The organism is Mesorhizobium sp. CO1-1-8, assembly GCF_020164875.1.
Classification (GTDB): domain Bacteria; phylum Pseudomonadota; class Alphaproteobacteria; order Rhizobiales; family Rhizobiaceae; genus Mesorhizobium.
The window spans coordinates 1-14623 of record NZ_JAIUGZ010000011.1; the positions used below are offsets into that span (position 1 = coordinate 1).

The 14623-nt window shown below is 59.8% G+C and carries 12 protein-coding genes and 2 pseudogenes; all 14 read left to right on the forward strand.

Annotated elements, in window-relative coordinates; all coding sequences use genetic code 11:
- Window positions 1-298: 298 nt before the first annotated feature.
- The 14 genes and pseudogenes from LB558_RS21015 (at window position 299) to LB558_RS21080 (ending at window position 14609) form a co-directional block, all read left to right on the forward strand.
- On the forward strand, window positions 299-499 hold the full coding sequence (locus LB558_RS21015) for a hypothetical protein (RefSeq protein WP_224699288.1): 201 nt from the start codon (window positions 299-301) through the stop codon (window positions 497-499).
- Between the two features lie 79 nt (window positions 500-578).
- Complete coding sequence (locus LB558_RS21020) at window positions 579-776, forward strand: hypothetical protein (protein WP_224699289.1); 198 nt, start codon at window positions 579-581, stop codon at window positions 774-776.
- Between the two features lie 491 nt (window positions 777-1267).
- Window positions 1268-1483, forward strand: coding sequence for a hypothetical protein (locus LB558_RS21025; RefSeq protein ID WP_224699290.1), 216 nt, complete (start codon window positions 1268-1270; stop codon window positions 1481-1483).
- Window positions 1484-1782: 299 nt separating this feature from the next.
- Window positions 1783-1998 (forward strand): hypothetical protein, encoded by a 216-nt coding sequence (locus tag LB558_RS21030; protein WP_224699291.1) that lies wholly within the window; start codon window positions 1783-1785, stop codon window positions 1996-1998.
- A gap of 475 nt (window positions 1999-2473) precedes the next feature.
- A complete protein-coding gene (locus tag LB558_RS21035; protein WP_224699292.1) occupies window positions 2474-3571 on the forward strand; it encodes a helix-turn-helix transcriptional regulator in 1098 nt (365 codons plus the stop codon).
- A 30-nt stretch (window positions 3572-3601) separates the two neighbouring features.
- A pseudogene (locus LB558_RS21040) lies at window positions 3602-3932 on the forward strand (Tn3 family transposase); the annotation flags it as partial.
- A gap of 354 nt (window positions 3933-4286) precedes the next feature.
- Complete coding sequence (locus LB558_RS21045; RefSeq protein WP_224699293.1) at window positions 4287-5369, forward strand: ABC transporter ATP-binding protein; 1083 nt, start codon at window positions 4287-4289, stop codon at window positions 5367-5369.
- A 29-nt stretch (window positions 5370-5398) separates the two neighbouring features.
- Window positions 5399-6448 carry an ABC transporter substrate-binding protein gene (locus tag LB558_RS21050; RefSeq protein ID WP_224699294.1) on the forward strand — a complete coding sequence of 350 codons (1050 nt, stop codon included), beginning with the start codon at window positions 5399-5401 and terminating at the stop codon, window positions 6446-6448.
- A gap of 323 nt (window positions 6449-6771) precedes the next feature.
- Window positions 6772-7656 (forward strand): annotated as a pseudogene (locus LB558_RS33230) (ABC transporter permease); the annotation flags it as partial.
- 112 nt (window positions 7657-7768) lie between these two features.
- Window positions 7769-8569 carry an ABC transporter permease gene (locus LB558_RS21060; RefSeq protein WP_224699295.1) on the forward strand — a complete coding sequence of 267 codons (801 nt, stop codon included), beginning with the start codon at window positions 7769-7771 and terminating at the stop codon, window positions 8567-8569.
- A 4-nt stretch (window positions 8570-8573) separates the two neighbouring features.
- Entirely contained in the window at window positions 8574-9929 is a 1356-nt protein-coding gene (locus LB558_RS21065; RefSeq protein WP_224699482.1) for an NAD(P)/FAD-dependent oxidoreductase, read from the forward strand.
- A 12-nt stretch (window positions 9930-9941) separates the two neighbouring features.
- A complete protein-coding gene (locus LB558_RS21070) occupies window positions 9942-10748 on the forward strand; it encodes an IclR family transcriptional regulator (protein WP_224699296.1) in 807 nt (268 codons plus the stop codon).
- A gap of 256 nt (window positions 10749-11004) precedes the next feature.
- Window positions 11005-12495 carry an aldehyde dehydrogenase gene (locus tag LB558_RS21075; protein ID WP_224699297.1) on the forward strand — a complete coding sequence of 497 codons (1491 nt, stop codon included), beginning with the start codon at window positions 11005-11007 and terminating at the stop codon, window positions 12493-12495.
- 68 nt (window positions 12496-12563) lie between these two features.
- Window positions 12564-14609 (forward strand): FAD-dependent oxidoreductase, encoded by a 2046-nt coding sequence (locus tag LB558_RS21080; protein WP_224699298.1) that lies wholly within the window; start codon window positions 12564-12566, stop codon window positions 14607-14609.
- The last annotated feature ends 14 nt before the right edge of the window (window positions 14610-14623 follow it).

Sequence of the window (14623 nt, forward strand, 5' to 3'; positions counted from 1 at the left end):
CATGGATTGTCTTGTGAGGCGCGGCGGACCTGTGGGTCGCCTTGGCCGGCGCAGTAGCTCTCAGGCACTGCGCCGGCTTCCCTCGCTCCCTTTGCTGTCATCGCCGGATCGTCTTCGGAGAGCCGCCTGCAATCGTGCGGCGGCCAGGAGAATACTGTCCGGTATCGGTTCGGGAGGATCGGCCTTGGTCATGGTCGGAGTAACATTTGTTAGTCGGAAATGTTCCGCTCGCCGGCAACCGGAACCAAAGCGGAATATGTCGGTTTCCTAATGGAAGGACTGCGACGGACGCGAAACAATGTTTGAATTTGTGGATCTGGAGATTGCTAAGGCGAGGCTGAGTGTCAGCCAAGCTGAATCGGAACTCAAACGTGTCGAACGGATGACGGACAAGCGCTATGGCATCGGGATCGACCTCGCCCTCTGCGAGACGATCCGAGACGCCCAGCGACGTGTCAGTGAAGCCAGAGAGCACCTGACAAAGATTAAGATCGGCTGACACTTGACCGACCAATCCCCGGTCGCTCTCTAGATATCTTTCCGATGCTCTTGAAGGGCCGGCTGTCATATTTCTCTTCATGCCGGACCAAGACCTTTCCATCTTCGATCTCGATGCGCTGCGCGACGCGTTCATGAAGTCTGTGCGTGAAAACAACGTCACAGCGGCCGAATGGGGCGAACACGCCGAGCAGTTCATAAGACAGCTGGCTGATCAGGGATTGACCGAAGTGGCAGCTAACCTGATCACCCGCACCTCGGACAAAGCCGACCTGTAGGTCCGGAACACAAAAAAGCCCGCCGGCGCGAGCCAGCGGGCTTTGATATCAGCAAGCCAGGCTTCAGCCACTCGGCCCGCAGTTAGAAACGCAAGCAGAGACAACCGCATTGTGGAGTTCAACGATAAGGTGCCTACCGGGTAACCCCCCGGCTTCCTTGAGAGCGTAACAATGTCCTCGGGCGTCGGCAAGGCGGACTGTAGGGCCCGGATGACCGACAATAAACAGTATAGTCATGTTGTTGCACCGTTGAGGCGACCGGCTCCGTCAGTAGCCATCAGTCCACCGGCCAGGCCCAGAATGGCGGCCCATCCTGTGAAGGACACCCGGCCTCTACAGGTGTCTATTCGCCGTAACCGTACCGTAGCCGTCGTCCACGTCATCCGCATCACCCATCTGGGGTATGCCTGACGAGTGAATTTCATTTACGTTAGCGGGATCGCATATAGATCTTTGTGCTTTCGCGTACATTCCGCAGGGGGATAACAATCATGCAGAATCGAAAGTCGCTTCAGTTGGCGCTTCTGGCTTCTATATCGCTTTTTCTCACCGACGCCGCTTTGGCAAAAGATGCTTACAAGACACCTTGTAGGGCTGACGCAAAGCGAGTGTGCCACATGGATAATGATATCAAGGCGCAGGGCTGTCTTAAGCAGCACCTGAGCGAACTCACGCCAGCCTGCAAAGCCTTTCTCACCAAAAAGTGAGAATGACTAGCATAAGGCTACCGTTCGCGGTCGTCGCAATGGGGCGTCTGGACTGTCCCGCTCATGGTTCTCGGCGCGTATTGGGACAGTTCAACATGATTGCCTGGTGAGCGCTGCGAGCGGCGGCTCCTGGAATGCCGTGGTCGCTGAGGCTTGAGATCTGGAGCGATATCAAGCTCGCCGCTGCGTCGCTTTCTCGGCGGATGGACCCAGCCGTGCAAGAGGCCTCCGAGTTCAACCTGCTTTGCAATCCGCGCGAACGATGACCAAAAAAACCGCATGGTAAAATGTTCTGCTAATTGGCGATTGAAGAATATTTCGGCCAATATCTCGCCAGTGATCCGCATGCACTTGACGGTCCTGCCCCTGTTCAGCGCGCCGTCGCATCAGCCTTGGTCAGCATCATCGACCCTTTCAGCAAGGCACCCGCGAACACCGTGTTCGTGAGGGCGACACCTCCTCCTGTCGTCAAGAACCTGAGCATTCCTTTTCGCTTCTCTATTGGCGTCTATTGAAATTGTCCTATCGTCGCGCTCTGCTTCCGCCGCTGCGTTGAGGAGATCCGCGACCCATGCCGCATCCCTTGCCAAGGAATATGATAGCAGGCGTCCGCTATGAGTGACGGACTCGTCTTTCTGATTGTCCCAGATCAAGAAGCGGTAACATGGATCTTCCATAATTTCGAAACGATTCGTCATGCTGATCATTCCCAGGCTGCTGCGGCAAGCTCTGTGGGTCGGCAGCGATGGGACTGTTTCCTGACTGCAACGCCTTTGCGAAGCAGACCTCCCGCCGCTACCGAGATGGGATGGCTGCCGGCCTGTCGGCAACGAGACCTGGCCGCCAAAGCTAGCCCAACTGCCGTCGCGATCAGCAACCTCTGCCGGATCAGTTGTTGCACAGCACCCTCGGAGTCCATTGATTGGAGAAGATAAGCGATTACTAATACGCCATGCATCACCCATTTGAGTTACGCCTGGGAGGATTGGTATGGGCGCAGCGTTTGATTTTGACGCAATTGGCATCGCCTTCACGGAGGCGGCGGTTGATCCTACGCGATGGGATGCTGCGATGGAGGCGGTGTCTGAACTTACAGGCAGCGTCGGCGCAGTCCTCTTCGATACCAAGGGTCACTTGCCGGGCATACCGCACAGCGCTTCAATGTCTCCCTCATTCGAGGCCTATGTCCGCGACGGCTGGATCCACCACGATGAGCGCTATCGCATCGTTCCCCTGATCGAGCGTCGGGGAGTGGCCACCGACCTCGACTTGTTGACGGTCGATGAGATGAACAAGCATCCGTACTATAGGGAGTTCCTAGAGCCATTCGACCTCAAATGGTTCGCGGGCGTCAAAGCAGCGGCGGGCGGTGATCTATGGTGCCTGTCGATCCAGCGATCAAAAGCACAAGGGACCTTCTCTCCTGATGAACTTCGGCAGTTGGCGGATTTTTCCACACGCCTAGGTTCAATGGTCGCAGTTGCCAGAGCGTTAGGCTTTGCTCGGGTAGAAGCTGCGCTCGAAGCCTTCGACATAAGCGGGACAGCGGCAGTGATGCTGGATCGGGATGGTCAAGTGCTGCGGACAAATGGACCAGCTGACCAGTTGCTTGGACATGACCTCCAGATTACGCATCGGCAATTGGTCTCGTATGACAAGAACGCGACGGATGCATTGCGGCGCAGGTTGCGAGGGATGCTCTTGTTGGCGCCTCCCCTAGCCTCGACAACGCCCGTGCTGCTGCCTCGAGTGGGCAAGCGCCCGCTAATTGCCTATCTGCTACGTCTTGCGACCGTCTCGTACAGTCCACTCGCGCCTTGTCAGGCGATCATTGTGCTAGTCGATCAGGACAGCCGTGGCACACCATCCATAGATGTCTTGCAACACTGTTTCGGCTTGACTTTCGCAGAGGCGAAGCTGGCTGGCAGGATTTGCTCGGGAATACAGATTGACGTCGCCGCCGATCAGTTGGGAATTTCATATGAGACTGCCCGCACCCAACTCAAGGCGATATTCACTAAGACAGAGACGCACAGGCAGGCGGAACTGGTAGCTTTGCTAGGCGGGCTAGCGATCGGCGGGCGTTGATCGTCTCAAAGCGTGAGCTCGGCCTCAACAAGGGGTGAGCTCGCGCATAAGCTGAAGCGGGTTATTTTCTTCCACTAGCGTGGTGAAATCCGTGACCGATCGTTCGAAAGCCAGGCGTTTGGCGCATCGGGCTTTGAATCTCGTCGTCAGTGCGATCGTACACTGGAACACGGCCAACGGGCCGTCACCCACTTGCGCAACGTGCGTCGCGAGATTCCGGATCGTTTGCTCAAGCACCTCTCGCCGCTGAGCTGGAAGCACATCAATCTGACAGGCATCTGCACCTGGGATGGCGAGCAGCATCTGCCTAACGTTTTTCCGGGCGCTTCGCCTTCCAGTTGGGTTGCGGCGGGCTGCCTAGGAACCGGATGGCATCCACGCAGCCTCGCGAGGGCAGGTCTTCTTCGATCCGCCTCTGCTTTCCCGTTTCCGGCCTGAAAACCCGGACTGGCGTCCGCGGGAAACGACGGTGTTCACCTGCTTCCGCGGTACGCTGTGTAGCGTGGCAAGGCCCTCTCGCCAGCAGGGTTTACCTCCGGACCTCGCAAAGGCTGATCCGGCGGGCCGACAGTTCTGAAGCGCAATACGGATAATAACTCCACCCGGTCAGAATTTGCGAAGAAGGGATTGACGCAGGCCAATTCGAATGCTTCTATTCTCGATATTCAATAATAAGTCTCGATAAACGAGAAAAATGGGATAGACACTTTCAGCCATGGCTCAGCCCCCGATGCATGTCGGCATGTCCGGCATATCCAAGACCTACGACGGTCATAGTTTCGTCGTGCGCGATCTCAACCTTGATATTGCCAAGGGTGAGTTTCTGACACTTCTTGGCCCGTCGGGCTCGGGCAAGACGACGACGCTCATGATGCTCGCCGGCTTCGAATACCCGTCAGGCGGTCAAATCACGCTCGATGGGCGGCCGATTCAGGACAAGCCGCCGGAAAGGCGGAACATCGGCATGGTGTTTCAGAACTACGCCCTCTTCCCACATATGACGGTCGCTGAGAACGTTGGTTATTCATTGAGGGTGCGAGGCTTTTCCAAGGAGCAGATCGCCACGCGCGTCGGCGGAGCGCTGGCGATGGTCCAACTTTCGAGCCTTGCACAACGCAAGCCCACGGCCTTGTCGGGTGGCCAGCAACAACGGGTCGCGCTCGCTCGAGCGCTTGTCTTCGAACCCAGCCTGGTGCTGATGGATGAGCCGCTCGGCGCCCTGGACAAGAAGCTGCGCGAGGACCTGCAGCTCGAAATCCGTCGGATCGCCGACCGGCTTGACCTGACAGTCGTCTATGTGACGCACGATCAGCACGAAGCGCTGACGATGTCCGACAGGATCGCCATTTTCAACGACGGCCGCATCCAGCAAATCGGTTCGGCGCAGGATATCTATGGCCGTCCCGCGAACCGCTTCGTAGCCGAGTTCGTTGGCGACAATAACTGCCTCGATGCGAAAATCGTCTCGATCGAAGGCGATTTGGCACGCGCAAGGCTGGCCGGCGGTCAAGAAATCTGGGCACGCAGCAGCGCACACGCAAAGGTTGATCGAGGGGCAACGATCGCCATCAGGCCCGAGAGCGTCCGCATCACCGGGCAGGACCGCGCCGGAACGCTCAGCGGGCAGGTCAGCGACATCATCTATTGCGGCGACCAGTTCCGGATCCACGTCGAACTGTCGGGCGGGGAACGGTTGATTGCGAAGAGCTCATCATCGGCCGGAATCCAGATGGAGATGGGCAGCCCTGTCCGTCTCGACTGGGAGCCCCACGATGCCTGGGCTCTTGACGGCAGATAACACAACTGAAAATCCAGAGAGGACATCACATGTTGGGAGTGCGTTCGTTCAAACAGTCATGCCTTGTCGGGCTTGTCCTGACCGCGGCGAGTTTTCCAGCCCTGGCAGACGGCCTGACCGTCGTTTCCTGGGGCGGGGCCCTGCAGGAGGCACAGACAAAGGCTTTCCTCGATCCCTACGCGAAGGCAAAGAACATCACCGTGACCCAGGATACCTGGAGCGGCGAACTGGCCAAGCTGCGTGCCATGGTCGATAGCGGCAATGTCGCCTGGGACGTCATCGACGTCGATCCGCAAACGGGGGCGACCGCTTGCGACCAGGGACTGCTCGAGAAGATTGGTGACGACGCGGCCTTCAAATCCGCGGGCCTCGTGGAGGGCGCCCTCACCGACTGCGCGGTCGGAACGAGCGTCTACGCCACGATCCTGGCGTTCCAGAAACAGGCATTCCCGAACGCGCCCATCAAATTGACCGACATTTTCGACACGACGACCTTCCCGGGCAAACGCGGCTTCCGCAAGAGCCCGGTGGACACGCTCGAACTCGCCTTGCTCGCGGATGGTGTGGCGGCGTCTGACATCTATGCAACGCTGGCGACGCCCGCCGGCGTTGATCGAGCCTTCAAGAAGCTCGACACAATCAAGAAGGACATCGTCTGGTGGGAGGCCGGCGCGCAGCCGCCGCAACTTCTCAAATCCGGCGAAGTGAAGATGGCGCTGGCCTGGAACGGCCGCATTGCCGATGCAAACGCCAAGGAAAACGCCGATCTTGGGGTCGCCTGGACCAATCAGATCCGCGGCTTCGACATGTGGGTCATCCCCTCCGGTTCGAAGAATCTCGCAGCCGCCAAGGAGTTCGTGGCCTTCAGCGTCAAGCCGGACGTCAACGCCGCACTGAGCAACTACATCGCCTACGGACCAACCGTAAAGGCAGCCAGCGATCTCATAGCAAAGGACGTGCTGCCGAACCTGCCGTCCGCCCCTCAAAACAGCGAGGGCGCGCTGGCCCAGGACGGAGCATTCTGGGCCAAGAACGGGGACGCGCTGAACGCGCGCTTCTCCAGTTGGATTTCCCAGTAGGCCGGGAGTTGTTGATGACACTGCCATACGGCGACGTGGGCTTAGTAATGACGCAGCATGATGCCCCGACGGGAAACATCGCGTCATCGGCGGCTGGTGTCGTCGTTCGGTCCTCGATCAGGAGCGACAACAATCGGAAGGCGGCTCGGGCTGCCCTTCCGGCGGCGCCGCTCCTGATCTTCCTGCTTCTGTTCTTGGTGATCCCCATAGGGTCTGTCGTTCATACGGCGATATCGGACGGAGAAATCGCCAAGGCACTGCCACTGACAACGCAGACACTTCAGTCCTGGAAAGGAGATGAGCTTCCAGCCACTGCCATCTTCATGACGCTCGGACGGGAACTGGAAGCCGCGGGACATGTCGGATCCGTGCGCCCGCTAGCCCGTCGGCTGGGGTACGAATTGACTGGCGGGGCGAGTGCCATCCTAAGCGCTCAGCGGGCGCTTTCCGGAGATTTCGATCGCGCCGATCCGAAGGCCTGGAAAGCCCAATTGATCAGGGCAGACGCGGCGTGGGGACAAAGGGGCGTCTGGAGCATCATCAAGCAACATGACAGTCACTACAGCGCTTTCTATTTGCGCTGGGCGACCGGCTTTGCCGTGAAGATCGAAGCCGATGGCAGCCTGTCTCAGGAATCGAGCTATGATTTCCGGTCGATCTATCTGAGGACGATCCTGATCAGCCTTGTCGTCACGGGCCTCACGATCGTCATCGGATACCCGGTTGCGTATGTCATCGCCAATGCCAGCGGGCGAACCGCGGCGATCCTCCTGTTCTTCATTCTCCTCCCGTTCTGGACCTCGCTCCTCGTGCGGACAATGTCGTGGATAGTCTTCCTCCAGACCAATGGCGTTCTCAACAATGCGCTGGCCGGAACGGGACTGACATCCGAGCCGCTGCCCCTTCTTTATACGCGCATGGCGACAATCATCGCGATGATCCAGATCCAGTTGCCGTTTACGGTCCTGCCCATGATCAGCGTGATGCGCGCGATTCCAGCGAACCATGTAAAGGCCGCCCGCAGCCTCGGTGCAGGTCCTCTTCTGGCACATGCGACGATTTTTCTGCCGCAGGTGGTTCCGGGTATCGCCGCCGGCGGACTTCTCACCTTCGTGCTGTGCCTCGGCTTCTATCTGACGCCGGCATTGGTGGGTGGACCGTCAGATCAGATGGTGAGCTTCTTCATTGCAAGGTTTACCAATGAGGATCTGAATTGGGGGCTCGCTTCGGCACTTAGTGTCGTACTCATCCTTGGAGCGGGCATTGTGGCGCTCCCCTCGCGCGCCAGATCGCACGTCACTCATCGGATCGGATCTGACCATGGGCCGCCGCGTCTACACCGAGTTTCCCGCCTACATTCGCATACCGCTTTACGGATTTGTTGGGATCGCTCTTCTCCTGTTGGTGCTGCCGCTGGCAGTCGCTCTCCCGATTTCGTTCAATGCCGATCCCTGGTTCACCTACCCATTCCGTGCGGTATCTCTCCGCTGGTTCGAACAACTCTTTTCCTCGCCCCTGTGGACCGGGGCGATGATCAACAGCCTGGTGATTGCGATTTCGACCACCGTCGTTGCCACGACGCTGGGCACGCTCGCTGCAATCGGCCTCGTCAATCCACGGTTTCCTTTCCGGACGGCCGTGATGGCGCTTGCCATCTCGCCCATGATCGTTCCCGTCGTCGTGCTGGGTCTCGGCCTGTTCATTTTCTTTTCGCCGCTCGGCCTCAACTATTCCTACGCTGGCGTCGTTATTGCCCACACCATTCTGGCATCACCCTTCGTTGTCATCACTGTCACGGCGACACTGACGCGCTTCGACTTCAACCTGATGCGGGCCGCGGCGGGTCTGGGCGCCGGCCGCGTGACCGCATTTCGAACGGTGATGCTTCCAATCATCGCGCCAGGCGTGGCCGCGGGGGCGGTCTTCGCCTTTGCCTCGTCGTTCGACGAAGTGGTGATGGTCCTGTTCATTGCCGGACCTCAGCAGCGCACGCTTCCAAAGCAGATGTTCACGGGACTGCGTGAGCAACTCGATCCCACCATCCTCGCCGCAGCCGCAGTGATGATCATACTGACGAGTTGCCTGATGGCCGTAGCCTACAACGCCAACAAGAATAGGTAACGTGATGCTGCACATCATGTCGCAAGAGACCGGGACGATCGGGGCGCAAGCCGGATTGTTCGCCGACGATTATCTCGAGGAGCCTTATTGGTGGTCGGCGGCGCCGCTGCCCTCTGCCAGTGAGAACATGGAACCGGCGAGGCTTGACGGCAGGGCGGACGTCGTCGTTGTTGGCGGCGGCATCACGGGCCTTGTCGCCGCGCTGCATCTGGCGCGCGAGGGGCGTGACGTTGTCGTTCTCGATGCGCAGAGGATCGGCGAGGGCGCCGCACGCCGCAATGCCGGTTTCGTTGGCCGCACGCTCAAGCGGTCCGTTGGATGGCTGACGGCAAAGTCCGGGCGCGACCACGCGGTGCGGGTCTATCGCGAGCTTGATGCCGCTCTCCGTGGCGTCCAGGCCTTCGTCGACCGCGAACGGATCGAATGCCACTACCAAACCTGCGGCCGCTTCATTGCCGCCAATTCGAACGCCCATTTTCGAGCGTTGGTCGCAGATCTCGAACAGACCAGACAGGCCGTCGGCTTTGACTATTCAGTGGTCGAGAAGCACGAAGTTCGATCGGAGATCGCCTCCGACGGCTACCATGGCGGCGCAATCATTCCAGATCTCGGTTCGATTCATCCCGGGCTTTATCACGCCGGCCTTGTCCGCAAGGCGCTCGAAGCCGGCGTCAGGCTGTACCCGCTCACGAATGTCACGGGCGTAGATAATGATGCGCGTGGGAAGACCGTTCGAACGTCAAGAGGCGACATTGCCGCCCGCCATGTCATTATCGCCACCAATGGCTATACGAGCCGCGACCTGAGATGGCTTGCAAGACGGGTCATTCCGTTCCGCGGCTTTCTGATTGCGACCGAGCTGTTGCCGCCGGAAACGATCGACAGGGTCATACCGCACCGCCGCACCTATCTCGACACCAAGATGAACATCGATTTCCTGCGCCCGGCACCCGATTCGAGCCGCCTTCTCTTCGGCGGCATGACCGGCACGGCGAGCCCGACGGCGACGCCTCTCGCCGGAGCGCTCCGCGATCGCCTGGTGAGAATTCTGCCCGACCTCAAGGGTGTCCGGCTCAGTCGTGCCTGGACCGGGCACTGCGCTGGAACTTTCGATTTCATGCCCCATATCGGCGTGAAGGACGGCGTCCATTTCGCTCTCGGCTACAACTTCGCCGGCATTCCCCTTGGAACACATTTCGGGGAGAAACTTGCGGGCAGAATTCTTGAACGAGGAGACCCGTCGTCCGTCTTCGACGTCGAAAAATTCCCCACGGCCCCGTTCTATGGCGGCTCTCCGTGGTTCGTGCCCTTGGCTATGCGCTATTTCGACTGGCATGATGATCGAATCGCAAAGGGCTAGAGCGCGGACATCATGGACAAGAGCACATCGAGCAAGACGGCGACAGAAAAGCCGTTGGAACGCTATGTCCGTATTCTCGAGATCGTGGCCGGCTTTCCAGACGGCATTTCGGGAACGACCGTCGGCGAGATGCTCGATTTGCCGAAAGCCTCGGCCTACAGGCTGATGAAGAGCTTGGCCGATGTTGAGTTGATCGAGCAAAGCGGCCCGAAGGCGGCCACCTTCAAGCTCGGACGACGGCTGGAAAGGCTGCTCTTTTCTGGCGTCAGCGACGAATGGCTCAAGGTCGTCGCGCGGCCCACCCTCCAGGAACTATCCGAGCAGACCGGGCAAGCCTGCTTCATCGCGCGACTTTCCGGCAATAGCGTCCGCAGCGTGGACATGGTCTCGCCTGGCAATCTGGTCAGGGCGTACATCGTTCCAGGGCTTGAAATCCCGGCCCATGCCGGCGCCTCCGCCAAAGCGATCCTCGCCTTTCAGGACCCCGACTTTATCGCTTCCGTGCTTGACAGGCCGTTGAAGCGGTTCACCGCAGCCACAAAAATCGACTTCGCCCAGCTTCTGGGCGAGTTGGAGACCGTGCGCAAAACCGGCGTGGCATATTGCATCGGGGAGGATGTGGATGGATTTGCCGGGATCGCCGCCCCGATCAGAATCGAGGGCCAGCGCACGCTGCATAGTCTCTGCGTGACGGGAACGATCCATGGAATCCTGGAGGCCAATCGAGACCTTAACGTCTCTCTCGTCACGCGACTCGCGGAGAAACTTTCCAAGATACTTGAAAAACAATTCCAGATGAACGCAAAATCCAGCACTTGAACGGAAATTAATACCTCCGTTTGAAGCGCATGGAAATCCCATAGCGTTCTATTTTGCGTTTATATTACCGATTGACGTGCTGATCCGAGATCTCCGGGTCCCGTACGGGCTGTTGCTCTAAGCAGAACTCTCCTAACTTAGCTATTCCCGACACGAAATCGGCCGAGAAGTCGATTTTATATTGACACAAAGCGCGCGCCGGGCTTACTTTCTCGTAAATTGATGTGTTGTACCGATTATCGAGAAAGGCAATTCAATGACTGCGATCGACTGGCGGCTGGCCGCTTCCAACCTCACCCTGCGTGGACAATCATTCATAGACGGCAGGTTCGTCGACGCTGTGTCCGGGAGCGTGTTCGGCGCGATCAATCCCGCCAACGGGACCACGCTGACCCAGGTTGCGTCTTGCGACGTGGCGGATGTCGACTTGGCTGTACGCTCCGCGCGCAGGGCCTTCGATTCTGGTTCCTGGTCGCGGCGTTCGCCGAGCGAGCGTAAGAAAGTGCTGCAGCGTTTCGCCGAACTGATGCATCAACACGGTGATGAACTGGCCTTGCTTGAGACCCTGAACATGGGCAAGCCGATCTCCGACGCCCGGTCCATCGACGTCCCCGGATCGGCCAACACGATCGCCTGGTACGCCGAGGCGATCGACAAGATCTACGACGAGATCGCTCCGACCGGCAGCGGCGCGCTGGGCATGATCACGCGTGAGCCGGTCGGCGTCGTGGCAGCGGTCGTTCCCTGGAATTTTCCATTGCTGATGGCATGCTGGAAACTCGGACCGGCACTTGCCGCGGGCAATTCAGTCATCCTCAAGCCAGCCGAGCAGTCGCCGCTTTCCGCCATTCGGCTCGCGGAGCTCGCGGCGGAAGCCGGCATTCCAGATGGCGTGTTCAACGTGGTTACCGGCCTTGGCGAGACCGCGGGCAAGGCGCTTGGCTTGCACATGGATGTCGACGCGGTGACGTTCACCGGCTCGACTGAGGTCGGCAAGCTCTTCATGAGCTATTCCGCCCAGTCGAACATGAAGCGCGTTGCGCTCGAATGCGGCGGCAAGACCCCCCATATCGTCATGGCCGATTGTGGCAACCTAGACGAAGCCGCGACGGCGGCGGCCTATGGCATCTTTTTCAACCAGGGTGAAGTCTGCAACGCCGGCTCGCGCCTGCTGGTCGACGCCAAGATCAAGGATGTGTTTCTCGAGAAGGTTATCGCCGTCGGCAAAACGCTGACCGTTGGCGATCCCCTTGATGCAGCCACGAAGCTTGGCGCCATGGTTAGCCAGGTGCAGATGGACCGGGTGCTCGACTACATCGATATCGGCGCCAGGGAAGGCGCCGAGCTCAAGTCCGGCGGCAAGCGTGTCCTCAGCGAGACCGGCGGCTACTACATCGAGCCGACCGTCTTCGACAATGTCGGCAACAAGATGAGGATTGCGCAGGAGGAGATCTTTGGTCCCGTCCTTGCCACAATCTCCTTTTCCGGGGCTGAGGAAGCAGTCGCGCTCGCCAACGACACCATCTACGGCCTCGCCGCCGCGGTGTGGACCGACAACATCGACGTCGCGCTGTCCACCGCGCGCCGGCTAAGAGCGGGGTCGGTCTGGGTTAACAATTTCGACGAGAGCAACATCACGATGCCGTTCGGTGGTTACAAGCAGTCGGGCTTCGGAAGGGACAAATCGCTGCATGCGATCGACAAATACACCGAGCTCAAGGCAACCTGGATCAAGATCCGCGCCTAGAGCCTGATCGTCCTCCCTGACCAAGCACGTCTCCTCGCCTATGAGGCGAGGTACAGAAAGAGCCAAGCATGCGGGATCCACGCTTCGATATCCTGTTCGAGCCGGTACAGATCGGACCTGTTGTCGCCCGCAACCGATTCTACCAGACACCTCACTGCAACGGCATGGGCAATTTGCGACCGCAAGCCCATGCCGCGATGCGCGGCATTAAGGCCGAAGGCGGATGGGCGGTGGTCAACACCGAGCATTGCTCGGTTCATCCCTCCGGCGACCTCATGCCGGAGGTTCTGCAGATGCTGTGGGATGACGGCGACATTCCACCACTCGCATTGATGGTCGAAGCGGTCCACGAGCACGGCTCGCTCGCCGGCGTGCAACTTGCCTATCCCGCCTACTACAACGCCAATCGCATGACCCGCGAGGTACCGCTCGGCCCGATGGACCTGCCCGTCAGCGGACACCATCCGGTCCAGGTTCGCGCCATGGACAAGTCCGACATCAAGGCGCTGCTGGGTTGGTGGAAGGCCGCGGCGCAGCGTGCGCGCAAGGCCGGCTTCGACATCCTCAATGTCGACGGCAATTTTTCCACCATCGCCTTCCAATTCATCTCGCCCCGCAATCAACGAACCGACGAATATGGCGGCTCGCTGAAGAACCGGGTCCGCCTGTTGAAGGAGTTGATCGAGGCGACGCGAGAAGGTGGCGGCGATGCCTGCGCCGTCAGCGTACGCCTGATCATTGATGAGCTGTTTGGCCCCGAGGGCCTTCGTGTTGCGGAGGAAGGGATCGAGGCGATCAGTCTGCTCGCCGAACTGCCGGACTTGTGGGATCTCGTGGTGGGAACCTGGGCGGACGATTCACCAACCTCGCGCTTCGCATCGGAGAACGACCACGAGCCGTTCATGACCGGGATCAAGGGCGTCACCACCAAGCCTGTCGTGGGTGTAGGGCGCTTCACCTCGCCCGACACGATGGCGAGCCTGATCCGTCGCGGCGTGCTTGACATGATTGGCGCCGCGCGCCCGTCGATCGCGGATCCCTTCCTGCCGAAGAAGATCGAGGAGGGCCGCTATGAGGATATCCGCGAGTGCATCGGCTGCAACATCTGCGTGTCGAGCCACTTTGCCATGACGAACCTGCGCTGCACGCAGAATCCGACGATGGGCGAGGAATGGCGCCGCGGCTGGCACCCCGAACGAATTTCCGCCAAATCAAGCGATGCGACCGTGCTCGTGGTCGGCGGTGGACCGGCGGGCCTCGAATGCGCCCGGGCGCTCGGGCAGCGCGGCTACCAGGTAACCCTGGCTGAGCGGCAGAGCCGTCTCGGTGGCCGCGTGACCCTTGAAGGCGAACTGCCGGGCCTGCGTGAATGGCTGAGGGTTCGAGACTGGCGCATCACGCAGATCGACAAGCTCGCGAATGTCGGGGTCTATCTCGAAAGCGATCTCGGATTGGCCGACATTCTCGAATTCGACGCCGACGAGGTCGTGCTGGCGACGGGATCGCAATGGCGAGCCGATGGCGTCGGACGCGCGGCCTTCAAGCCGATTGCCCTGCCGGCCGGCCTGCCCGTGTTCACACCCGACGACATCATGCGTGGCAATCTCCCGTCGGGTCGCGTCATCGTCTATGACGACGACCACTACTACATGGGCGCCGTGATCGCCGAAAAGCTGGCGCTTGCCGGCAACGAGGTCACTTTGTTCACGCCAGCGGCCGACATCTCCTCCTTCACCATCAACACGCTTGAAAACATCCGCACGGCCAAGCGGCTCCATGAGCGCGGCGTCGGGATGATTACGCATATGGCGCTGGCGGGCACCCGAGACAGCGTGGCCCTCTTCGTCGATGCGCGAACCGGGACCACAGCGCACAAGGAGGCCGACGCCCTTGTCCTCGTCACCGCCCGGCTGCCGCGCAACGAACTGTTTGAGGCCCTGACCGCGCGTCTTGATCAAGGCAATGCAGGTCGCCTGCGCCGCGTCTCGCGCATCGGGGATTGCGAAGCGCCCGCTGCCATTTATGCCGCCGTATACTCAGGCCACCGTTTTGCTCAAGAATTCGAGAGCGGCAACCCGACGTTGCGTCGCGAGCGGATCAACCTTGCCACCTAGAACCAAGTGATGAG

Excerpts from the sequence above, each read along its gene's own strand:
- LB558_RS21075 (WP_224699297.1), top strand. The coding sequence starts at position 11,005 with ATGACTGCGATCGACTGGCGGCTGGCCGCTTCCAACCTCACCCTGCGT.
- LB558_RS21060 (WP_224699295.1), top strand. The coding sequence starts at position 7,769 with ATGGGCCGCCGCGTCTACACCGAGTTTCCCGCCTACATTCGCATACCG.
- LB558_RS21050 (WP_224699294.1), top strand. The coding sequence starts at position 5,399 with ATGTTGGGAGTGCGTTCGTTCAAACAGTCATGCCTTGTCGGGCTTGTC.
- LB558_RS21020 (WP_224699289.1), top strand. The coding sequence starts at position 579 with ATGCCGGACCAAGACCTTTCCATCTTCGATCTCGATGCGCTGCGCGAC.
- LB558_RS21045 (WP_224699293.1), top strand. The coding sequence starts at position 4,287 with ATGGCTCAGCCCCCGATGCATGTCGGCATGTCCGGCATATCCAAGACC.
- LB558_RS21015 (WP_224699288.1), top strand. The coding sequence starts at position 299 with ATGTTTGAATTTGTGGATCTGGAGATTGCTAAGGCGAGGCTGAGTGTC.
- LB558_RS21035 (WP_224699292.1), top strand. The coding sequence starts at position 2,474 with ATGGGCGCAGCGTTTGATTTTGACGCAATTGGCATCGCCTTCACGGAG.
- LB558_RS21065 (WP_224699482.1), top strand. The coding sequence starts at position 8,574 with ATGCTGCACATCATGTCGCAAGAGACCGGGACGATCGGGGCGCAAGCC.
- LB558_RS21080 (WP_224699298.1), top strand. The coding sequence starts at position 12,564 with ATGCGGGATCCACGCTTCGATATCCTGTTCGAGCCGGTACAGATCGGA.
- LB558_RS21070 (WP_224699296.1), top strand. The coding sequence starts at position 9,942 with ATGGACAAGAGCACATCGAGCAAGACGGCGACAGAAAAGCCGTTGGAA.
- LB558_RS21025 (WP_224699290.1), top strand. The coding sequence starts at position 1,268 with ATGCAGAATCGAAAGTCGCTTCAGTTGGCGCTTCTGGCTTCTATATCG.